This is a genomic window from Mesorhizobium sp. B264B1B (assembly GCF_020165765.1).
In the GTDB taxonomy this organism is placed as follows: domain Bacteria; phylum Pseudomonadota; class Alphaproteobacteria; order Rhizobiales; family Rhizobiaceae; genus Mesorhizobium.
Map to the genome: position 1 here is coordinate 94,336 of NZ_JAIUIS010000005.1, position 21,591 is coordinate 115,926.

The 21,591-nt window shown below is 64.4% G+C and carries 17 protein-coding genes; 2 read left to right on the top strand and 15 right to left on the bottom strand.

Features of this window, described 5'->3' with window-relative positions; genetic code table 11:
• Window positions 1-71: 71 nt before the first annotated feature.
• Window positions 72-869 (bottom strand): DUF427 domain-containing protein, encoded by a 798-nt coding sequence (locus LB547_RS11990; protein ID WP_224519179.1) that lies wholly within the window; start codon window positions 867-869, stop codon window positions 72-74.
• A gap of 243 nt (window positions 870-1,112) precedes the next feature.
• Window positions 1,113-2,768: an ABC transporter substrate-binding protein gene (locus tag LB547_RS11995; RefSeq protein WP_140580717.1), complete on the bottom strand. Its 1,656-nt coding sequence runs from the start codon at window positions 2,766-2,768 to the stop codon at window positions 1,113-1,115.
• Between the two features lie 114 nt (window positions 2,769-2,882).
• Between LB547_RS11995 and LB547_RS12000 the strand changes: the two genes are divergently transcribed.
• Window positions 2,883-3,785 carry a LysR family transcriptional regulator gene (locus LB547_RS12000; protein ID WP_140497905.1) on the top strand — a complete coding sequence of 301 codons (903 nt, stop codon included), beginning with the start codon at window positions 2,883-2,885 and terminating at the stop codon, window positions 3,783-3,785.
• Between the two features lie 22 nt (window positions 3,786-3,807).
• Here the strand turns inward: LB547_RS12000 and LB547_RS12005 are convergent, their stop codons facing one another.
• The 10 genes from LB547_RS12005 to LB547_RS12050 form a co-directional block, all read right to left on the bottom strand.
• Window positions 3,808-5,859, bottom strand: coding sequence for an ABC transporter ATP-binding protein (locus tag LB547_RS12005; protein ID WP_140497907.1), 2,052 nt, complete (start codon window positions 5,857-5,859; stop codon window positions 3,808-3,810).
• Window positions 5,852-6,730, bottom strand: coding sequence for an ABC transporter permease (locus LB547_RS12010; RefSeq protein WP_140497909.1), 879 nt, complete (start codon window positions 6,728-6,730; stop codon window positions 5,852-5,854). Before LB547_RS12010 ends, LB547_RS12005 begins: the two co-directional genes overlap by 8 nt.
• Entirely contained in the window at window positions 6,727-7,680 is a 954-nt protein-coding gene (locus LB547_RS12015) for an ABC transporter permease (RefSeq protein ID WP_140498118.1), read from the bottom strand. The genes LB547_RS12010 and LB547_RS12015 overlap by 4 nt, the downstream gene beginning before the upstream one ends.
• Window positions 7,681-7,750: 70 nt before the next feature.
• A complete protein-coding gene (locus LB547_RS12020) occupies window positions 7,751-9,415 on the bottom strand; it encodes an ABC transporter substrate-binding protein (RefSeq protein WP_140762480.1) in 1,665 nt (554 codons plus the stop codon).
• A gap of 233 nt (window positions 9,416-9,648) precedes the next feature.
• Window positions 9,649-10,833: a mandelate racemase/muconate lactonizing enzyme family protein gene (locus tag LB547_RS12025; RefSeq protein WP_140762477.1), complete on the bottom strand. Its 1,185-nt coding sequence runs from the start codon at window positions 10,831-10,833 to the stop codon at window positions 9,649-9,651.
• Complete coding sequence (locus LB547_RS12030; RefSeq protein WP_140762474.1) at window positions 10,830-11,936, bottom strand: mandelate racemase/muconate lactonizing enzyme family protein; 1,107 nt, start codon at window positions 11,934-11,936, stop codon at window positions 10,830-10,832. The genes LB547_RS12025 and LB547_RS12030 overlap by 4 nt, the downstream gene beginning before the upstream one ends.
• 29 nt (window positions 11,937-11,965) lie before the next feature.
• Window positions 11,966-12,658 carry a GntR family transcriptional regulator gene (locus LB547_RS12035; protein WP_140762471.1) on the bottom strand — a complete coding sequence of 231 codons (693 nt, stop codon included), beginning with the start codon at window positions 12,656-12,658 and terminating at the stop codon, window positions 11,966-11,968.
• Between the two features lie 176 nt (window positions 12,659-12,834).
• Complete coding sequence (locus LB547_RS12040) at window positions 12,835-13,989, bottom strand: efflux RND transporter periplasmic adaptor subunit (RefSeq protein WP_140629181.1); 1,155 nt, start codon at window positions 13,987-13,989, stop codon at window positions 12,835-12,837.
• A gap of 15 nt (window positions 13,990-14,004) precedes the next feature.
• The gene (locus LB547_RS12045) at window positions 14,005-17,181 is read right to left on the bottom strand and encodes an efflux RND transporter permease subunit (RefSeq protein WP_140514947.1); all 3,177 of its coding nucleotides are present in this window, start codon (window positions 17,179-17,181) and stop codon (window positions 14,005-14,007) included.
• Window positions 17,175-17,423 carry a hypothetical protein gene (locus tag LB547_RS12050; RefSeq protein ID WP_140762468.1) on the bottom strand — a complete coding sequence of 83 codons (249 nt, stop codon included), beginning with the start codon at window positions 17,421-17,423 and terminating at the stop codon, window positions 17,175-17,177. Before LB547_RS12050 ends, LB547_RS12045 begins: the two co-directional genes overlap by 7 nt.
• Before the next feature lie 245 nt (window positions 17,424-17,668).
• Here LB547_RS12050 and LB547_RS12055 point away from each other — a divergent pair, with 245 nt between their 5' ends.
• Window positions 17,669-18,262 (top strand): TetR/AcrR family transcriptional regulator, encoded by a 594-nt coding sequence (locus LB547_RS12055; RefSeq protein WP_140497923.1) that lies wholly within the window; start codon window positions 17,669-17,671, stop codon window positions 18,260-18,262.
• 336 nt (window positions 18,263-18,598) lie between these two features.
• Here LB547_RS12055 and LB547_RS12060 read toward each other — a convergent pair whose 3' ends face one another.
• The 3 genes from LB547_RS12060 to LB547_RS12070 all read right to left on the bottom strand — a co-directional run bounded on the left by LB547_RS12060 (window position 18,599) and on the right by LB547_RS12070 (window position 21,519).
• A complete protein-coding gene (locus LB547_RS12060; RefSeq protein ID WP_140623572.1) occupies window positions 18,599-19,621 on the bottom strand; it encodes a LacI family DNA-binding transcriptional regulator in 1,023 nt (340 codons plus the stop codon).
• Window positions 19,622-19,737: 116 nt separating this feature from the next.
• On the bottom strand, window positions 19,738-20,529 hold the full coding sequence (locus LB547_RS12065; RefSeq protein WP_140497927.1) for an ATP-binding cassette domain-containing protein: 792 nt from the start codon (window positions 20,527-20,529) through the stop codon (window positions 19,738-19,740).
• A gap of 3 nt (window positions 20,530-20,532) precedes the next feature.
• Complete coding sequence (locus tag LB547_RS12070; RefSeq protein WP_140558252.1) at window positions 20,533-21,519, bottom strand: ABC transporter permease; 987 nt, start codon at window positions 21,517-21,519, stop codon at window positions 20,533-20,535.
• Window positions 21,520-21,591 lie beyond the last annotated feature (72 nt).

A 21,591-nucleotide genomic window follows, 5' to 3' on the forward strand; every position in this document is an offset into this window, starting at 1 on the left:
TCCCTGCTTCAGGGAGGGTATGCGCTGTCCCGCGTTCCGATCAAGCCTTCAGCGCGGGCATGGCGACGCGGCTAGAAATAGCCGTCGGAGGCGGCCGTGGCTTCTTTCGGGATCTCGACGCCGTCGACCAGGATCTTGTCGACCAGTTCGTGATGGAAGCAGACCAGGCCCTTGATGCGCTCCGCCTCATGCACCGGCTCGGGATAATACCAGACGAGGTTCTCGTGGCGCTTCTTGCCCGTCGTCACGTGATAGTAGTTGGAGATGCCCTTGTAGGGGCAGCGCGAGATGTAGCGGCTGGGCGCGAACATATCGAGCCGCGTGTCGGAGATCGGCAGATAATGGCGTACCGGATGGCCGGTCTCGAACAGGAACACGCCGCGCCGTGAATCGGCGACCTGCTCGCCGTCCAGGATGACCTGCACCCGCCGTGAGGACGGCAGGCAGTCGACCCGCCGGAACGGGTCGCGGGCGTGGACGAAGATCTCCTCGTCCTCCTCATACCAATGCGTCATCTTGGGCCAGTAGAAGGACATGTAGTCCGCGATCGGTGGGCAGCCCTTGACCGGGTCGAGATAGCGCCAGGCGGCATCCTCGACCAGCGTGATGCCGGTGTTGAGCGAGTAGTGCGTGGCCAGGCCCTTGAACGGATCTTCCGTCGTCGTCCTGCTCGGCAGCAGGAATTCCTCGCGCACGTCGCTCATCGGGAAATAGTAGACCGGCAGGTGATCGGATTCGTAGAACACCAGCGCCCTGGTCGTGTCGGCGACGATCATCGATCCCACTTGCACGCGCAGCCGCTTCTGCATCGGCATGGTGAAGGCGACGTAGCCGGGCTCGAACTCATACTGCACGATCGTGTCGAGCAAGGGAAAATGCGGCCCGCGGCCGCGCAAATGAGGCTTGCGAATGGTAGTCTCCCGTTTCTTTTCTTTTGTCATAGAGTGCTGGCGCAAAGCGAGATGGACCTGGATTGAGTCGTCTCGGAGTGGGTTTCCGGGCGGCGGGCTTCTCCTGAGTCGAGCGGCTCGAACGATGGCCCCCCATCGCCCTTCGCAGCCCCGCTGGCGGATAGCCTCGCCGCCCGAAAGCAGAAATTGTCCATCCAGCCTCTATCCCAGCGACACCCGGTCGAGCAGCAGGCCGGCGGCGATCGGCGGCAGCCCGCTGACATTCTTGCGCACCGGCACCAGGAGGTCGGGGAAATAGCTGAAGATGACAGGCGTCTCGTCGAGCAGCAGCTTCTGGATGTCTGACGCCGCCGCCCGCTGCGCGCCGATGTCGAGCGCCTTGAGATAGGAATTGACCATGCCGTCATAGGCGGCGCTCTTGAAATGCGCCGCATTCCACGGGCCGTCGCTGACCAGCGGGCTTTTCAGGAAGACGTTCGGCACGCTGCGATGGGCGTAGTCGGTGATGCCGAGCGGGCTGTCCAGCCAGTCCGATTGACCGAACACCGCCTTGCCGTAATATTTGTCCTGGTCCTCGATGTTGAGCGAGACGCGCGCGCCGATCTCCTTGGCGAAGTTCTGGAACAGCTGCGCGTAGCCGGGAATGTCGGAGTAGCGCAGCGTCGTCAGCGTGATGTCGAAGCCGCTGCTGAGGCCCACGGCTTCCATAAGCTGCTTGGCCTTGGCGATGTCCTGGGCGCGCTGCGGCACCGTTCTGTCGGTCGCGGGGAAGGCCGCCGCAAACGGGCTGTCATTGCCGGTCGCCGCCATCCCGCGGCACAGCCCATCCACCAGCTTGGAACGGTCGATGCACAGCGCCAGCGCCTGGCGCACGCGCTTGTCGGTGAAAGGCGCCATGTCGCAGCGCATGTGGAGCTGGCGGTGCGCGGTCGAGGCGACGCGCAGCACGGTGATGTCGGGGCTGTTCAGCACCACTTGGCTGACATCGAGCGGAACGGCGTCGAGAATGTCCACTTCGCCGGCCTGCAGCGCCAGGATGCGCGGCTGGACATCGCCGTAGAATTTGAACTCGAGCCGGTCGGGCAACGCCTTCTCGCCCCAATAATCGGGGTTGCGGATGAAGGTAGCGCCGACTTTCGGCGTGTAGCTCTCCAGCCGGAACGGGCCGGTGCCTTCAAAGGTCTTTTCGTAGTCGCCCTTGTAGCTCGCCGGCAGGATGACGGCATTGTAGTTGTCGATCGACACCGAATAGGGAAAGCTGCCGTTCGGCACGTCGAGATGGAAGGCGACGGTGTGGTCGTCGACCTTGCGGGTGCCGCCCTTCGACAGCAGGCCCTTGAACACCGAAAGCGCGTTCGAGGCCCCGTCCGGGTCGGCCAGCCGGTCGAAGGTCGCGACGACGTCGTCGGCCTTGAAGTCCTCGCCATTGTGGAATTTCACGCCCTTGCGCAGCTTGAACGTCCAGACGCTGCCGTCCTCGTTCGGCGACCAGCTTTCCGCCAGCACCGGCTTCAGCGTGAGGTCCGGCTGTGTGACGCAGAGGAATTCGGCGGTCTGGAAAACCAGCTGGTAGCTGCCGCTGTCGTAGTAGGTGACGGGATCGATGGCCCCGCCTGGCGTCGCCACGCCGGCGCGCACCGTGCCGCCCGGTTTGCCTTCGGCGCGGGCTTCTTGCGTGCCGAGACCGGCGGCGGCGACAAGGCTGCCCAAGAACGGCAGCGAAAGGCCGAGAACGCTGCCATGGCGCAGGAAATCGCGCCGGTCGAGCCGGCCGGCCAGCAATTCGTCGACAGCGGAATTTTCGATTGCAGTGAGATTCCGGCGGGCGATGTCGATCCTCTCGAAATGCTTCGGCATGGCTGCAATCCTCGCTTGTCTTGGGGCAGGCCATCTAGTTCATCGTTGACCGCGAGCGGAAAGCGATATTTTTTGATAGGGGCCATCGGAATTTTCGATGCGGAGAGCCAAGGCATGGACACCGAAAACCTGCGCAGTTTCCTGGAGATTGCCGAGCATGGCAGCTTCACCGTCGCGGCCAATCGGCTGAACCTTGCCCAGTCCACCGTCAGTGCGCGGATAAGAGTGCTGGAGGAGCAGTTGGGGCGACGGCTTTTCATCCGCGACCGCGATGGCATCACGCTGACGCCGGCCGGCCGCCAGTTCCTGCCGCATGCGTCCGCCATCACCCGCACCTGGGAGCAATCGAGGCAGGACATCGCCGTTCCCGATGGCTATGAAACACTGCTCCGGCTGACCGCGCCCGCCTATCTGTGGGAGCGCATCACTTCGCCATGGGTCGAATGGATGCGCGCCGAGCGGCCGAACGTTGCGTTACGGCTCGAGGGCAGTTTTCCCGATCTGGCGATCGACCAACTGGCCGAAGGCCTGCTCGACATCTGCATCCTCTATCTGCCGCGGCCGCATCCCGGAATCGTTTACGAAACGCTGGCCGTCGATCAGGTCGTGCTTGTCCAGCATGCCGCGCAGACGAAGCCATGGACCGAGAACTACATACTGATGGACTGGGGGCTCGAATTCCGCATCGAGCATGATCGGGCGTTTGCCGGCATGGTCAAGCCGGCCATTTCGGCCGGCCTGGTCTTCATCGGTTTGCAGCACGTGCTGTCGCAGCAAGCCGCCGCCTATCTGCCGCTCAGCGCCGTCAGCGGCCATATCGAGCGCGGCGAAATGAAACGCGTCGCGAACACGCCCGTGTTCCAGCGGCCGATCTATCTTGCCTATCCCAGCAATCCGGCGTCGTCGGATGTGCTCGACGTGGCCTTGGCGGGATTGCGGGCACTGACGAGGGATTGGGCCGGCGAGCAGGGCTTTGCCGAGGGCGACCGGTCCTTCAGCATGGCCGGCCATCCGTGAAGGGCAGGGGCCGTATGTTCGGCTACGCCGGCTCGGTATCGACCGCTGCCGGCCTCTGCAGCCTGGCGAGTTCCACATAGGGAATATGGCAACGGATCGAGTGTCCGGGGCGCGCCTCGGCCAGCGGCGGTTCCTGTTGTTCGCAGATCGGGCCGATCTTGCGTGGGCAGCGCGTGTGGAAGACACAGCCCGGCGGCGGATTGGTGGCGCTGGGGATTTCGCCGTCGAGACGGATGCGCGCCGTCTCGGTCTGGTCGAGCCTGGGCACGGCCGACAGCAGCGCTTCGGTGTAGGGATGATGCGGGCCGGAGAAAACGTCCTCCGACGGCCCAAGCTCCATGATGCGGCCGAGATAGAGCACGGCGATTTTGTCGGAGAGGTAGCGCACCACGCCAAGATCATGCGAGATGAAGATGTAGCTGACGTCTTCCTTCGCTTGCAGATCGGCGAGCAGGTTCAGGATCGCGGCCTGCACCGACACGTCGAGCGCCGAGGTCGGCTCGTCGCACACGACGATGCGTGGATCGCCGGCGAAGGCGCGCGCTATGGCAACGCGCTGTTTCAGTCCGCCCGACAGCTGGCGCGGCTTCACGGCCAGATGCCGGTCGGTCAGCCGCACCGAGCGGACGAGGTCGTCGAGGCGGGCCTTGAGCGCCTTGCCGCTCAAGCCCGCCAGCCGCTTCAGCGCGCGGCCGATCAGATGCCTTATCGAATGCGACCGGTTGAGTGCGGAGTCCGGATTCTGGAAGACGATCTGCATCGCCTTGACCTGGTCGTCGCTGCGGTCCCCCAGCCGCGGCGCCAGCGCCTTGCCCTCGAGCTCGATGCTGCCGCCGTCGTCGGGCGGCACGAGGCCGAGCAGCAGCCTGGCGAAAGTGGTCTTGCCGCTGCCGGACTCGCCGACCAGCCCGAGCGTTTCGCCCGGCCTGAGATCGAGCGACACGTCCTTCACCGCGCGCAGCGAATGGCCATGGCTGGCAAAGGTCTTGTTCAGCCCGGCGACCCGCAATACCGGCGTGGCTGCGGCTTTCGGCGCGGCGGGCGCGTCGCTGGGCGTCGTGCGCGGGAGGGATTGCGCCTTCTCGTGATAGTGACAGCGCGACAGCCGGCCGCCCAGCTCGTAGAGCGGCGGCAACTCGTTGCGGCAGCGGTCTGTAGCGAGAGCGCAGCGGTCGGCGAAGGGGCAGCCCTTGATGTCGGCCCCGATGCCGGGCAAAAAGCCCGGGATGGTGTCGAGGCGGCCCTGGTCCTTGCGCTGGCCGCCGCGTGGCAGGCAGCGCAGCAGCGCTACCGTATAGGGGTGGCGCGGATCGTTGAAGACGGCCTCCGTCGGTCCTTCCTCGACCAGCATGCCGGCGTAGAGCACGCCGACGCGATCGCACATGTTGGAGACGACGGCGAGATTGTGGCTGATGAACAGGATCGAGGCCGACAATTCTTGCCGCAGCTGCGCGATCAGGTCGAGCACCTCGGCTTCGACGGTCGCGTCGAGGCCGGTCGTCGGCTCATCCAGGATCAGCATCGAAGGATCGTTGGCCAGCGCCATGGCGATCGCCACGCGCTGCTGCATGCCGCCGGAAAGCTGGTGCGGATAGCGTTGCATGACGCTGGCCGGATCGGAGATCCGCACCCGGTTGAGCATGGCGATTGCGCGATCCTCGGCTGCCTGCCCCGTTTTGCCCCCAAGCTCGAAGATCTCGGTCAGCTGGCGACCGATGCGGATCGACGGGTTGAGCGCCTTGCCGGGGTCCTGATAGACCATGGAGACGCTTTCGGCGCGCATTTGCCTGAGCGCCTCGGCATCGAGCTTCATGACGTCCTGTCCGTCGAGCGAGATCGCGCCGCCTGATATCGAACCGTTTCGCGGCAGGTAGCGCACGACGGAAAGGGCGACTGTGGATTTGCCGCAGCCGGATTCGCCGACCAGCCCATAGGCCTCGCCTTGGCCGATGGTGAGACTGAGATTGCGCAGCACCGCCCGGTTTCGGCCCGAAACACGATAAGCGACCGACAGGTCGTCGAGGTCGAGTGCGTTCTGGGCCTTGGCCTTCCGGGTCTTGGAGGGTTCAGTCATTGAAGGCTCCATGCACGCCGTCGGCCGCCAGGTTGACGCCGATCACCAGCGAGGCGATGGCGAGCGCGTCGAACAGCACGGTCCACCAGAAGCCGCCGCCGATCATGCCGTAATTGCTGGAAATCGAGAGCCCCCAGTCCGGCGACGGCGGCTGGATGCCGAAGCCCATGAAGGAAAGCGTGGCAACCGCGAAAATGGCATAACCAAGCCGCACGGTCGTTTCAACCAGGATCGGCGGAATGACGTTGGGCAGGATCTCGACGAACATCGTATGCAGCGCACTCTCATGCCTGAGCTGGGCCGCGGCGACATAGTCGAGCTCGCGCTCAGCCAGCACCGCCGAGCGCACGGTGCGCGCGATGATCGGCGCGAAGCTCAGGCCGATGACCACGATGACGGTGGTCTTGGACGTGCCGAGCGCCACGATGGCGAGCAGCGCCACGATCACCACCGGGATTGCCATGAAGGCTTCCAGGATGCGGCTGACGACATCGTCGACGATACCGCGGAAGTAACCGGTGAGCAGCCCGAGCGCCGTGCCGGCCACCGTCGCCAGCAATGTCGCCAGCGGCGCCACGGTCAGGATGTCGCGCGAGCCGACGATGACGCGCGAGAAGACGTCGCGGCCGATCTGGTCGGTGCCGAACCAGTGTTCGGCCGAAGGCGGCGCCAGCGCGTTGATGATGTCGTCGGCGAGCGGATCGTAGGGCGCGAAATGTTCGCCGAACAGCGCACAGGCGACCCAGAACAGCACGATGGTGATGCCGACGAGGAAGGTGCCGGAGCGAAGCAGCGAGGACAAAACCTCCGCCAGGGGGCTGCGCTGGCGGGTGTCGTCCTGTCTGGCGGGACTGGTCTGGACGGCGCTCATTGTTCTGACCCCAGCCGGATGCGTGGATTGAGCACGGAATAGAGGAAGTCGGCCACAAGGGTGGCCACGGCATACACGATGCCAATGGTCAGGATGCCCGATTCCAGCATCGGGAAATCCTTGCCGCGCGCAGCGGTGAAGATCAGCGAGCCGATACCCTGGTAGCGGAACAGCGTCTCGATCACCACCAGCCCGCCGATGAGATAGCCGGTCTGGGTGGCAATGACGGTGATGGTCGGCAGCAGCGCATTGCGCAGCACATGGCGCCAGATCACCGTGCGCCAGGGCAGGCCCTTGAGCACCGCGGTTCGCGTATAGTCGGAATCGAGCGCCTCGATCATGCCCGAGCGCGCCATGCGCGCGATATAGCCGAACAGCACCAGGAACAGCGGCAGCGCCGGCAGGATCAGGTAGTAAAGCTGCGTGAAGAAACCGGCATCGCGCGGCCATGCCGCCGAGATCGGCAGCCAGCGCAGCCAGACGCCGAAGATCAGGATCAGGATGATGCCGGTGACGAACTCCGGCAGCACCGTCACTGACAGGCCGCCAAGGCTGATGATGCGGTCGAGCGGCCGGTTGAGGTTGAGGGCCGCGACGACGCCGCCAAGGATGCCGATCGGCACCACCAGCACGAAGGCGACCGCCGCCAGCTTCATCGAATTTCCCAGCGCATCGATGACGAAGGGGGCGACCGGCGAGCGGAAGATGTAGGACGTGCCCATGTCGCCCTGGACGAAGTTTGAAATCCAGCTCCAGTACTGGGCAAGCAGTGGCCGGTCGACGCCGAGCGAATGGTTGAGCGCATCGACGGCGCGCTGGTCGGCGAACGGCCCCAATATGGCGCGCCCGACATTGCCGGGCAGCACCTGCCCGCCCAGGAAGACCATGATGCTGAGCAGGAACAGCGTGACGAGCGAAAGCGAGACGCGCCGGACAAGGAAGGAGAGAATGGCTAACACTCCCTGAGTAGCCAGCTCCCGTCAGGAAGCTGGCTGTTAGAGGATTGGCTTTCCCTTCCGCTCAGGCCTTCGACGCCTTTTCCAGGAACAGCTGCGACATCGCGGTCGGCTGCACGCCGGCCACGCCCTTCGCCGTCGCCGTCAGATAGTCGTAGAAATAGCCGAAGATGACCGGCGTCTCCTCGAGCAGAAGTTTCTGGATCTTGCCTGCCGTCGCCTTCTGCGCTTCGAGATCGAGGGCCGCGATATAGCTGGTCGCCAGCGCGTCGTAGTCCTTGTTCTTGAAGTGCGCCGCGTTCCACGTGCCTTCGCTCTTCAGCGGGGCGGCAAGATAGACGTTCGGCACGCCGCGGTGGCCGTAGTCGGTGATGCCCATTTCCGAGTCCAGCCAGTTCGATTTGCCGAACACGGCGTCGCCGTAATAGGCGCTCTGGTCGAGGATGTTGAGCTCGAGCTCGATGCCGATTTCCTTGACCCAGTTCTGGATGAGCTGGGCGTATTCGGGGATTTCGAGATAGCGCTCGGTGGTCAGCGTCATCTTGAAGCCCTTGCCCGCGCCCGCCGCCTCCATGAGCTGCTTGGCCTGCGCGATGTCCTGCTTGCACTGCGGCACGCTCGCATCGGTCGAGGGATAAACCGGGGCGAACGGGCTGTCGTTGCCGGCCACGGCGCGCCCCTTCATCAGGCCCGCGACTAGCTTGTCGCGGTCCAGGCTGAGCGCGATGGCGCGGCGCACGCGCGCATCCTTCATCGGCCCGTCGTCGCAGCGCAGGTGCAGTTGCTGGTGCGCCGACGATTTCAGGCTGATGATGTCGATGTTGGGATCGTTGAGCAGCGCCACGCCAGACAGGACAGGCATCTGGTTGATGATGTCGACCTGCCCGCCCTGCAGCGCCAGGATCATTGGCTGCATGTCGGCAAAGAACGTGAATTCGGTGCGTTCCGGCAGCGCCTTCTCGCCCCAGTAGCCTTCGTTCCGGACGAAGGAAGCGCCGACCTTCGGCGTGTATTTGTCGATCTTGAACGGCCCGGTGCCGTCGAAGCTCTTTTCGTAGTCGCCCTTGTAGCTCGCCGGCACGATGACGGCGTTGTAATTATCGGACGACACCATGTAGGGAAAGTTGCCGTTCGGGGCGTCGAGGTGGAATTCCACCGTGTAGTCGTCGACCTTCTTGCTGGCGCCCTTCGACAGGATGCCGGTGAACACCGACAATGCGTTGGACGAGTTGGCCGGGTCGGCGATCCGGTCGATGCTGGCCACCACGTCGTCGGCCTTCATTTCGCCGCCTGAGTGGAACTTCACGCCCTTGCGCAGCTTGAAAGTCCACACCGAGCCGTTGTCGTTCGGCTTCCAGCTTTCAGCCAGCGCCGGCTTGAGCACGAGATCGGGGCCGTCGACGCAGAGGAACTCCGCGACTTGCTGCATGATCAGCAGGCCGCCGGCATCGGCGATGGTGACAGGGTCGATCGTCGCCGCCGGCACGCTGCTTGCGACGCGGATCGTGGCGCCTGGCGCGCCTTGCGCCCGGGCGAGCGACGGCATGGCACCGAGGCCCGCGGCCGTGGTGATGCCGCCCAGCAGCGGCAGCGACAGGCCGAGCAGGCTGCCATGGCGGATGAAGTCGCGGCGGCTGACACGGCCGTCGACGAGACCGTCGATGAGGTGATTTTCGAGCGGCGAGCGATTGCGCCGGATGAGGTCGAGAATGCGATAATTCTTGCTCATGGGTTTGACCCTTTCCCCTGTTTCTTATGGTTGACGAAAATTCGCGACTATACCGTTTCCGGTCGCCAGAGGCCTGTAGACCGGGACTGTAGCACGCGGTTTTGTCCGGTCCATCCAGTCCTTGGCGCGGACGTGCCGGTTTCTGGGCTGCACTGCTTCCTCTCGTCCGTGGCCACCCTTTCCGACCGGGATCGCGGCGGCTGGCTTCTTCTGTTGTGGCCGGCCGCCCTCATCTAGTTCAGCGGCAAACGACGGTAAGTTCCGGGCTTTGCCGGATCGTGATATTTGTTGCAGGGCCCGTTCTCGGCGAAGTCGCGATGGCAGGCAGCGAGCCGTTCTCGCGACAATGTGATGCCGAGACCGGGTCCCTCCGGCACAGGCACGACATTGTTCCTCGGGCAAAACGGTCCTTCCTCGGTGATGTCGGTCGGTTGCATGCGAAACAGCGACTGGTTCGGTTCCCGTATCCAGCCGAGCGCCGCGCATAGATGCAGGTAGGCGGCGCTGCCGATGCCGCTGTCGCCGCTGTAGCACCAGAAATCGATGCCGGCGTGCTCGCAGGCGCCGACGAAGCGCAGCATGCGGCCGATGCCGCCATGCGCGGTTGGATTGCCGACGAAGGCGGCGGGCACCTTGAGGTCCATGGCGCGGGCGATGTCGATGTTGTGGGTCGAGAACGGGATCGAGCAATGGCGCCTGAGTTCGCGCATCTCCTCGATCGTCGCCACTGGATCCTCCCAATTGCGCACGCTAAGCTCTTCCAGCGGCCGCGTCAGTCGCCGGGCGGTGCTGAGCGAATAGGCCTGGTTGGAATCGATGCGGATCATTGCATCGTCGCCGAGCTTCCTGCGGATCAATTCGATCATCTTCAGCGAGATTTTTGGATCCTGCGTCGAGAACTTCCCTTCGAAGAAGGTCGTTCCGTGGGTCTCATGAAGCTCGACGCAGTAGTCGGCGACTTCCTCCGCTGTCGTCTCGCCTTTCACGCTTGGCCCGTCGCCGCGCAGCGAAAAGTAATCGGTGAACGGGATCTCCTTGCGCACGGCGCCGCCGAGCAATTGGTAGAGCGGCTGGTTCCACGCCTTGCCGCGCAGGTCCCAGAGCGCCATCTCGATCGCGCCGAAGGCCATGATGCGGGTGCGGTCGTTGATCGACTGCACGCCGGTCCAGTAGGGGAGGCAGACATGCTCGGCGCCGGCGATGTCGAAGGCGTCGCGGCCCACGAGCCGCGGTGCCAGGATGTCGTTGACGATTGCGGCTGCTGCCGGTGTCGGTGCTTCGCCGAGGCCGATCAGGCCATCTTCGGTCTCCACTTCGACAATGGTCGGCGAGAAGCCGTCGAGTTCACCGAACACCCAGGCATAAGGCGCCTCGAGCCTGAGGTTGATCGGCGTCGCCTTGATGCCGCGGATTTTCACCGGCCGACCTCGAAGAAGGGCTTGCCGAGAAGGTCCGGGACGACGTCGATGCCGAGGCCCGGACCATCCAGAACGCCCATGCGGCTGCCGGTGACCGGCGGCTTGTTCGACGCCGTGCGCACCGTCACCCATTCGTGGAACGCGATGGCGTGCAGGCGGCGCTCCTGCGGCGTCGACAGCGACAGATGCGCCATGGCTGCCGTGTCGATCTCGGCGCCGCCGGTATCCTCGACGGTGATCATGAAGCCGAGGTCGACGGCGACATCGCGGATCAGCCGAGTCCTGCCGACGCCGCCGAGCCGCGAGATCTTCAGCGTCAGCCCGTCGGCCGCGCCCTGGCGATGGATTTCCAGCATGTCCTCGAGCGAGGTGACGGATTCGTCGAGCACCATCGGCTTGTCGAGCATGCGGCGCACCGACATGTTTTCCTCGATCGTCGTGCAGGGTTGCTCGAATGTGTAATCGATCGAGCGCGTCGCATCGGCGAACTGGCGCGCCTGGTAGGGCGTCCAGCCGGCATTGGCGTCGCAGAAGATGACAGTGTCTTTCGGCACTGAGGCGGCGACCGCGCTGACGCGTTCGATGTCGTCGCGGACGTTGCCGCCGACCTTGACCTGCAGCCGGTGGAAGCCGTCCTGGACGATGCGCTGCGCAAGGGCGGCCATGGCATCGACGCTGCCATGGGTGACGACCTTGTAAAGCTCGGCCGTATCGCTCTCCTTGCCGCCCAGCATCGTCACCAGCGGCACGTCGGCGGCGCGCGCGGCGAGATCCCAGCAGGCCATGTCGAGCGCCGACTTGATGTAGGGATGCCCTTTGAACACGATGTCCATCAGCCGGCCGATGCCGGCGAGGCCGCGCGGGTCGTGGCCGATGAGGTGCGGGGCGATCTCCATAACGCCGGCACGGGCGCCCGCAGGGAAGGCGGCCGAATAGAAATTACCGAGCGGCGCCATCTCGCCCCAACCGGTGATGCCATCGTCCGAGGTGATGGCGACGATCACCGCGTCGAAGGCGTCGGCGACGCGTCCCTTGGACATGCGGTAGGGGCCGTCCACGAAGGGCTGCACGACATGGTAGGCTTTGATGGTTGCGATCTGCACGTTGATGTCCGTTGTCCGCTGGGGAAGGATCAGGCGCCTTTCGACGGGCGCCGTTCGAGAGCGCGCGCGTAGGCAAGAAGCTCTTGGAAATCTTGGTCGATATGTTGACGGGCGTGGCGCTGCGCAGCACGCATGTCGTTGCCCTTGAGCAGCCGCACGTAGGTCTCGTGAACGTCCTCGGCGGGCACGGCTTCGTTGCGTGCCTGCTGGTGCAGGGCGAAATACATCTGCAACCGGCTGGTCAGTCGCTGCCATGTTTCCAAAAGAACGGAATTGTCGGCCCATTCGTGAATCAGGCCATGCAGTTGCAGCGCGGTTTCGATCTGCCTTGTGGTGTCGCGGTCGCGCGTCGCCTGCTTCACCGCCTCATGGCGCCGGTCGAGCTCATCGAAAAAGCGCCGGTCGCGCAGCTCCCATGTCCGCTCGATGGCGAATTCGTCGAGCACCTTGTTGAGCGAGTAGACATCGTCGATGTCCTTGGCGGTGACATTGATGACGAAGGTGCCGGCATAGGGGATGCTGGTCAGGATACCTTCCTGCACCAGCTCGCGCATCGCTTCGCGCAAAGGCGCGCGGCTGACGCGCATCTGTTCGGAAATCCTGAGCTCGTTGAGCTTTTGGCCCGGCTCCAACTGGCCGGTTAGGATTGCCCGTCGCAGCAGCGCCACGATCTCCGCGCGTCGGGTCGTATCCGCGATTGGACTGAAATCCGCCTTTGCCATCCCGGCCACTCCCGACGAAATAAAGGCAAGACAAGCAGATTGTCGACAATCTAACAAGGACTTTTGCGGCTTTTTTCACATCGCCGGTACTGGCCGGGCGGAGCTGCTCGCAAAAGCGGCGCCCGCGACCTGTGGGAAGGCCGGGGCGCCGCGCTGAAACCGGGCCTGCGGGGGAGTCAGGTGGCCGGTTTCTGTGGCAGTGGCGAAATCGGCATTCCAGGGCCGATCTTCTGCAGATTGCCTGTTATCACCTGGTCGCCTTCCGTGACTCCGCTCAGGATGGCGACCAGGTCGCCGCTGGTCGGCCCGGTCGAAACCAGCCGCTGGTCGACCGTGTTGCCCTTGCCGACGACGTAGAGATATTTGCCGAGTTGGCTCGAACCCAGTGCGACCTGCGGCACCATAAGCGCATCGGGCTGCTGTTTGACGTGCAGCCGGACGCGGACATATTGGCCAGGCAGCAGCGCGAACTTGGCGTTGCCGATGGTGGCGCGCGCGGTGATGGTGCCGGTCGAATGGTCGATCGTGTTGTCGATGAAGGTGAGTTCACCCTTCTGATGGGCTTCGGTCTCGCCCGGGAGCAGCACCTCGACCTCGATCGGGCCGGCGGCACGAGCTTCCTCGATCTGCGCCAGATCGCTCTCGCTCGGATTGAAGGTTACATAGATCGGGTCGAGCTGCACCAGCGTGTTGAGCACCGTGCCGGCGACGCTGACCAGCGTGCCGATCGAGGCCTGGTTACGGCCGATGCGGCCTGCGAAGGGAGCGCGAATCTCCGAATAGCTCAGATTGAGCTCGGCCGTGCGGACCGCCGCCTGGTTGAGCGCCAGCGACGCCTGCGCCTCGCGCAAGGTGCTGGTGCGCTGGTCGAAGCTGTCCTTGGCCAAATAGCCGCTCTTGGCGAGCTCGGTGCCGCGGCCGAGATTGGAGCGGGCATAGTCGAGCGTCGCTGTATCACGCTGCACCTGCGCCTTCGCCTGGTCGAGCGCCGCCTGGAAGTCCTGCGGCGCGATCCTGTAGAGGAGGTCGCCCTTCTTGACGTCGGCGCCGTCTTCGGCGGCCTGCTCTTCCAGGTAGCCCGGCACTCTGGCCTGCAGCGTGACGCTGCGGATCGGTTCGGTGCGGGCGGCATAGTCGAGATAGATCGGGATCGTTTTCTTCACCACGCTGGTCACCGGCACCGGCATGACGAATGCCGCGGGAGCGGGCGTTGCCGCTCCGGCCGTGCCGGCATTGAGGCTGAGGCTGCCCATATCGAGCAGGTGAACGCTCGCCACCGAGATTGCGCCCAGCGCGACAGCGGCGCCCAAAGCGATTTTCCATTTACGCATGTTCAGTCTCCAATCTTATTCGGCCGCTTGCGCCATGGGCGGCAAGGCGGGTTCGGCAGTTGGTTCGGAATGCAGGGAAGCGGGCTCGTCGCCGCCGCGCCGTTCGCGCAGCTGTTCGATGACCGCATAGAAGACCGGCACGAACACCAGCGACAGGATGGTCGCCGCCACCATGCCGCCGAAGACGGTGGTGCCGATCGATTGACGGCTGGCAGCACCGGCGCCGGTCGCGAACATCAGCGGCAGCACGCCCAGGATGAAGGCGAAGGCCGTCATCAGGATCGGCCGCAGCCTCAGCCGTGCCGCTTCCATCGCCGCTTCGACGATGCTGAGCCCTTCTTCGCGCCGTCGCCGGGCGAACTCGACGATCAGGATGGCGTTCTTCGCCGCCAGGCCGATCAGCATGACGAAGCCGATCTGCGAGTAGACGTCGATCTGCATGCCGCGCACCCACAGCACCACGAACGCGCCGAACAAGGCGAGCGGCACTGCCAGCAGCACCATGAACGGCATCGCCCAGCTCTCATATTGCGCCGCCAGGATCAGGAAGACGAAGACGATGGCGAGGCCGAAGACGACCGACGCGATCGATCCCGCCTTGAGCTCCTGGAAGGTGATGCCGGTCCATTCGAAGCCGAAATCCCTTGGTAGAGCCGTGGCGGCGGCCCGTTCCATGGCGGCGACCGCCTGGCCCGACGAATAGCCGGGCGCGGCGCCGCCATTGATCGAGGCCGAGGCGTTGTTGTTGTAGTGCGGCACCGTTTCCGGGCCGACGAACGGCACCAGCTTGCCCAGCGTGCTGAGCGGCACCATGCCGCCGGAGGCATTGCGCACATAGAGCCGCGAAATGTCGGCCGCACCCGCGCGTGCATCCTTGTCGGCCTGGATGGTCACCCGGAAGGTGCGGCCGAACAGGTTGAAGTCGTTGACGTAGAGCGAGCCGAGATAGATCTGCAGCGTGTTGAAGACGTCCGGCAGGTTGAGCCCGAGCAGCTTCGCCTTGGCGCGGTCGAGGTCGTAGTTGAACTGCGGCGTCGAGGTCGAGAATGGCGAGAAAAGCTGCTGCGGGTTGATTTCCGGCTGCTTGCGCGCCTCGGCGATCACGGCTTGCGTTGCGTCGTTGAGCGCGGTGCTGCCGCGGCCGGTAAGGTCCTCGACGACGAATTCGAAGCCGCCCGTGGTGCCGATGCCCGGGATCGAGGGCGGATCGAAGGAGAGCGCGAACGCCTCCGGGATCTGCATCAGCTTGCCGCGCACGTCGGCGACGAGCTTGGAGGCGCTCTGGTCGGGGCCACGCTCTTCCCACGGCTTCAGGATGGCGAATTCGACCGCGGAATTCGACTGCGCGGCACTGGTCAGGAAGTTCAGGCCGCTGATCGAGCCGACGATGTCGACGCCGGGCGTCGATTGCAGGATGTCGCGCGCCTTCTGCGCCACCGCGTCGGTGCGTTCCAGCGAAGCGCCGTCGGGCAACTGGATGACGACGAAGAAATAGCCCTGGTCCTCGACCGGAAGGAAGGTCGAGGGAAGCTTCGCCCAGACGAAATAGGTGGCGACCAGCCCGGCCGCGAACAGGCCGAGCATGATCCAGCGCAAACGGATGAGGATGCGCACGCCATTGGCATAGGCATGCGACAGCCTGTCAAAGCCCGTATTGAACCAGCGGAACAGCACGAATTGCGTGCCTTGGCGATGGCGCAGGAAGGCGGCGCTCAGCGCCGGGCTCAGGGTCAGCGAATTGAAGGCGGAAATGCCGACCGAGATCGCCACCGTCAGCGCGAACTGGTTGTAGAGGCGTCCCGAAACGCCGGGGATGAAGGCGACCGGCACGAAGACGGCCATCAGCACCGCTGTCGTGGCGATGATCGGACCGGTGACTTCGGCCATGGCGGCCTTGGTAGCCGCCAACGGTTTCAGCCCGGCCTCGAGCTGTCGTTCGACATTCTCGACCACCACGATGGCGTCGTCGACGACAAGGCCGATCGCCAGCACCATGCCGAGCAGGGAGAGCATGTTGAGCGAGAAGCCCATCATCTCCATGACGACGAGCGTCGCTACCAGCGACACCGGGATGGCGATCGTCGGAATGATTGTGGTGCGCCAGCTTTGCAGGAAGATGAAAACCACGGCGACGACGAGGACCAGAGCCTCGCCGAGCGTGATCAGCACGTCATGCATGGACGCCGAGACGAAGCGCGTCGTGTCGTAGTGCATGGCATAGCTGACGCCCTTGGGGAAGCGGGCGGACAGCTCCTGCATCTTGTCCTTGACGCGCTGCTGCAGATCGAGCGCGTTGGAGCCGGGCATCTGGTAGACGGCGAGCACCACGGTCGGGTCCTTGCCGAAGAAGGCCGACGACGAATATTGCAGGGCGCCGAGCTCGATGCGGGCGACGTCGCGCAGCCGCACCAGCGAACCGGTGGTGGTGTTGGCGCGCACGACGATGTCGCCGAACTCCTTGGGATCGCTCAACCGGCCGACGGCATTGACCTGCATCTCGAAAGCGGTGCCGGCAGGCGCCGGAGACTGGCCGATCTTGCCGGCGGCCACCTGGACGTTCTGCTCGGCAATGGCGTTCTGGACGTCGACGGCGGTGATGCCGAGATTGGCGAGCTTGTCCGGATCGAGCCAGACGCGCATCGAATAGCGCCGCTCGCCGAATATCTGCACGTCACCGACACCGGGCAGCCGCTTCAGCGGGTCGACCACTTGCAGATAGGCAAGGTTCGACAGTGCCACCGGATCGACGGAACCGTCGGGCGAGGTGAGGTTGACGATGAGGACAAAGTTCGGATTCTGCTTCTTGATCGTCACGCCGCCCTGATTGACGATCGCCGGCAGCGACGAGGCAGCCTGCGAGACGCGGTTCTGGACGTCGACGGCGGCGGTGCTCAGGGAATAGCCGACATCGAAGGTGATGGTGATCGTCGAGGAGCCGTCATTGGAGCTGGTCGACGACATGTAGGTCATGCCTTGCACGCCGTTGATCTGCTGCTCCAGCGGCGTCGTCACCGTGTCGGCGACCACCTGCGCGCTGGCTCCCGGATAGTGGGCGCTGACCACGACCTGCGGCGGTGTGATGTCGGGAAACTGCGAGACGGGCAGCAGGAAATAACAAATCGTCCCGGCGAGCACCATGATGATGGCGATCGCCGAGGCGAAGATCGGGCGGTGAATGAAGAAGTTTACCACGACACGCACGCCTCTCCGGCTGCTCTTGCCCTGCCGAATGCAGTGGCAACCCTGGACAGCCTCTGGCCGCGTCCGAACTCTTCCGACGAACGGAGCAACGGCACCTCGCCGCGCTGCGAACTGGCAAGCGTGCGCAGCATTGTTTCGAAAGCGCGCGGATCGACCCCGTCGGCTTTCATGACCAGCCGGATCATCGGATCCCGGACGGCTTCATCTATGGTAAGATCGCGGCGCTGTGGCATTGGCCGGCTCCTTGTCTGTCGATTCGCAGCCCATGCTCGCGAACCGTTTTTCATCTCTTCACCGGCCGGAGCCGCATGAAATGCAATTTTTCGCCCGCCCCGATCTGGCCGGACCAGATCACGGTCTTGTTATTGACGGCGGACGCCATAGGTGTTACCAGTAAGTAACATTCTGGAAGTTACAGACCGGTAACACCCTAGTCAAGAGGTGGCCGAGGGATTTTTGGAAACGAAGGAGATCAATGATGACAGACGGCGTCGTGGAGCGTCCTCGTCCCCGGGATCGGATCCTGGAGACGGCGCGCGACATGTTCCACAAGCACGGCATCAAGGGCGTCGGCGTCGACGCCATCACCGAGGCTGCCGGCACGAACAAGATGACGCTCTACCGTCATTTCGAATCCAAGGACGATCTGATCATCGAATGCCTGCGCGCCACCGCATCAAAGGCCGGCGCGATGTGGGACGCATTCGAAGCCGAGCACCCGGGCGACAAGCTCGCGCAACTGCATGCCTGGGTTCGCAAGGCGGCCGAGATGCTTACGGCCGATTGCCGGGGCTGCGACATGGCCAACGCCGCGGTTGAGCTGACTGAACCCGACCATCCGGCCAGGCGCGTGATCAAGGAACTCAAGGAAGCCCAGCGCGAGCGCCTGGTGGCGCTCTGCCGGGGCGCCGGCATCGGCCAGGCCGAACTTCTGGCCGATACGCTTTCGCTGCTGTGCGAAGGCGCGCGCGTGAGCGTGCAGACCGTTGGCACCGAAGGTCCCAGCGCGCAATTGGTGCGCATGGCGGAAGGGTTGATCCAGTCCTTCAGGGGCGGAGCCGCCGCGGGCTGATCCATCGGCAAGGCTCATTGGCGCCGGACAGCGCGTGCGCTTCCGGTTTGCCGTGGCTTTGATGTTGCGTGGATTCCCTGCCGTTCCCGGAAATGTCCGGCATGCAATAAAAAAGCCCGCTGCCGGGAGGAGGTGGCAGCGGGCTCGATTTCGAATGTGGTGCGGGAGGAGGTGCACCCCACTCAGCGTCGGCATCGCATCTGGGAGGAGTAGATGGCCGACAACTAGAAGCTATGGGTTGCCCAATGATTCGGCAATCGTGAATCGTGCATAGCAGCTGTGCAGATTCGCCGTATCGCTCGCGAACACAGTGACCGGAAGACCTCGCGGGCCGCGTCACTGCACCGGGACGTTTTCCCGGAAGATCAGCCGCGGCTCGATGAATTTCCGCGTCAGGTAGGGCGCCGATGATGCGATCGAGCCAAGCAGGCGGATGACCGATTGCTCGGCGATCAGCCTGGCATTCTGGTCGATGACGACGTCGGCTAGATCGTCGACGAGATAGCCGCGCGTTTCCCTCGTCAGGTCGTGACAGATGAATACCGGTTTGCGGTTGGGCCTGGCCTCCCGGATGGCTTTGGCAATGCCGGAGCGTCCGGCTCCAATGCAATAGATGCCGAGCAGTTCCGGCTCGTTGCGCAGCGCCTTCATGGTTTCGGCGTAGCTGGCATCGGTCTCGTCGTTGATCTCGACGGCGCTGCTGACGCTCAGGTTGGGGAACTCCTCGCCGAGCACGGAGCGGAAACCCATCTCGCGTTCCTCATGGCCGCGATAGGAGCGCGAGCCGACCACCATCGCCAGTTGGCCCTCGCGGTCGCCGAGGAAGCGTCCCATCAGGAGTGCGGCAGTCCGTCCCGCCACCCGGTTGTCTATGCCGACATAGGCCGAGCGTGGTGCGGCCGGAATATCGGACACCAGCGTCACCAGGCGAATGCCGGCCTCGACGATGTCGCGCAGGATGTTGCGCGTCCTGGGATGATCGACGGCGATGACGCCGACACCGTTGGCTTTCAGCGACAGGTTTTCGACGGCGGTCTGCAAGGCGTTCGGCGAGATTCCGGCGAGGTTGTGGATCCGGCACGAGGCAACGAGCGGCAGGCGCGAGGCATAATCCTCGATATGCCTGGCCAGATCCTGCATGAAGGCGTTGCTGCCGATCGGCAGGAAGAATTCCAGATTGGCCGGCCGCGAGGGGAGCGTTACCTGGTCGGCGACCGGCAGATAGCCGAGTTGCTTGGCGGCCTCCATGACGCGCTGCCGGTTGGCCGCGCTGACCCCCTTCCGGTTGTTGAGCACCCTGTCGACCGTCGCCGTCGACAGTTCGCAGTTCCTGGCGATGTCAGAGACGGTGGCTTTCATGCCGCAACCCTATTGCCGATGCGATGGCACGCCAGACGGGCGATTTGAGCGGCGCCGATCGCGCCCATCGCCCGGATGCCCATTCTGCTGTTTCGCCAGGGATGTTGCGCTCGTCCTCAATGCGACCCCTTGCCATCGGCGATGGCGTCGCGGATCTCCTTGTCCGACATGCCGGTGATGACGCGTTCAACCTCCGCCACGCTGGTCGTCTTGGGGTCGATGTCCCCGGCCACCACCTTGCCGCGCCGCATGACGACGATGCGGTCCACCACCTGGAAGACATGGTGGATGTTGTGCGCGATGAAGATGCAGGAATGGCCGGAATCGCGCGCGCTGCGCACGAAGCTCAGCACGCCCTGGGTTTCGGCGACGCCGAGATTGTTGGTCGGTTCGTCGAGGATGATGAGATCGCTGTCGAAATGCATGGCGCGCGCTATCGCCACCGCCTGGCGCTCGCCGCCGGAGAGCGAGCCGATCGGCGTCGTCGGCGGAATGTTCTTGGAAATGCCGACCTGCTTGAGCAGGTCGCGGGCGACCGTGTTCATCGCCTCCTGGTCCATGCGGTTGAGGAAGCGCGGCGGCTTGATCGGCTCGCGCCCGAGGAACAGATTGCGGGCGATCGACAGCTGCGTGACCAGCGCCGAGTCCTGGTAGATGGTCTCTATGCCGTTGGCGATGGCGTCGCTGGTGTTGCGCAGGTTCACCTTCTTGCCGCGGATGAAGATGTCGCCGCTGGTCAGCGGCACCGCGCCCGACAGCACTTTGATCAGCGTCGACTTGCCGGCGCCATTGTCGCCGAGCAGGCCGACGATCTCGCGCTCGTTGACATGGAAATTGGCGTCCACCAGCGCCTGCACGCGCCCGTAGGACTTGCGGATGTTCTGCATGCGGATCAGTGGCTCGGCCATGGTTCACGTCCCTGCCTGATGCCGGCGTTCCAGCCATGAATGAAGCGCCATCATGCCAAGGATGATCGCGCCGATGAAGATGTTGTAGGCAAGGCCGGGCACGCCGATCAGCACGATGCCGTTGCGCATGACGCGCAGGATAAGGATGCCGAGCACGGTGCCGATGATGGTGCCGCGCCCGCCCGTCAGCGCCGTGCCGCCGATCACCACCATGGCGATGACCTCGAGTTCGTAGCCGGTGCCGCTGTTGGGGTTGGCCGCCGAGGTGCGCAGCGAGGAGATGACGCCGGCAAGCGAGGCCATGACCGAGGACAGCACGAACAGGCCGATCTTGACGCGGCTGACATTGACGCCGCGCGCCCTCGCAGCGTTCGGGTTGCCGCCGGCGGCCTGGATCCAGTTGCCGGTGCGGCTTTGCGTCAGCACATAGCCCAGCGCGATGGCCGCGGCGATGAACCAGAACAGCGACATGTAGATGCGGAACGGGCCGATGAAGAAATCGCCGACCAGCGCCTCCGCCAGCCAACTGCCCTCGGCGCTCCAGGTGCGCTGCGGAAAGCCGTCGGTGACGAACAGCGCGGTGCCGCGCACCACCAGGAGCATGCCGAGCGTGACCAGAAAGGACGGGATCTTGAGCTGCGTGACGAACCAGCCATTGACCAGGCCGATGAAGGCGGCGACCAGCAGCGCGACAACGAAGCCCATCTCCAGCGAGGTGAGGCCGCTGTTGAACAGCGTCCACATCAGCACCGGCGAGAAGCCGAACAGCGAGCCGACGGAAAGGTCGAATTCGCCCGACGTCATCAGCAACGTCATCGCCAGCGCGATCAGCCCGAGCTCGACCGTGAAGGCCAACGTGTTGGAGATGTTCTGGGGTGACAGGAAGTCGTGGTTGAAACCCCAGAAGACGGCGATCTCGACGACGAGCAGCACGAAGGGGCCGAATTCCGGCCGCGCGATCAGGCCTTGGACAAGCGAACGATTTTCCACGTGTAACCCGCGACTGGTTGGAATGGGCCGGACCATCGGGCCGCATCAAACGGCTCGATACCAGGCGAAAGG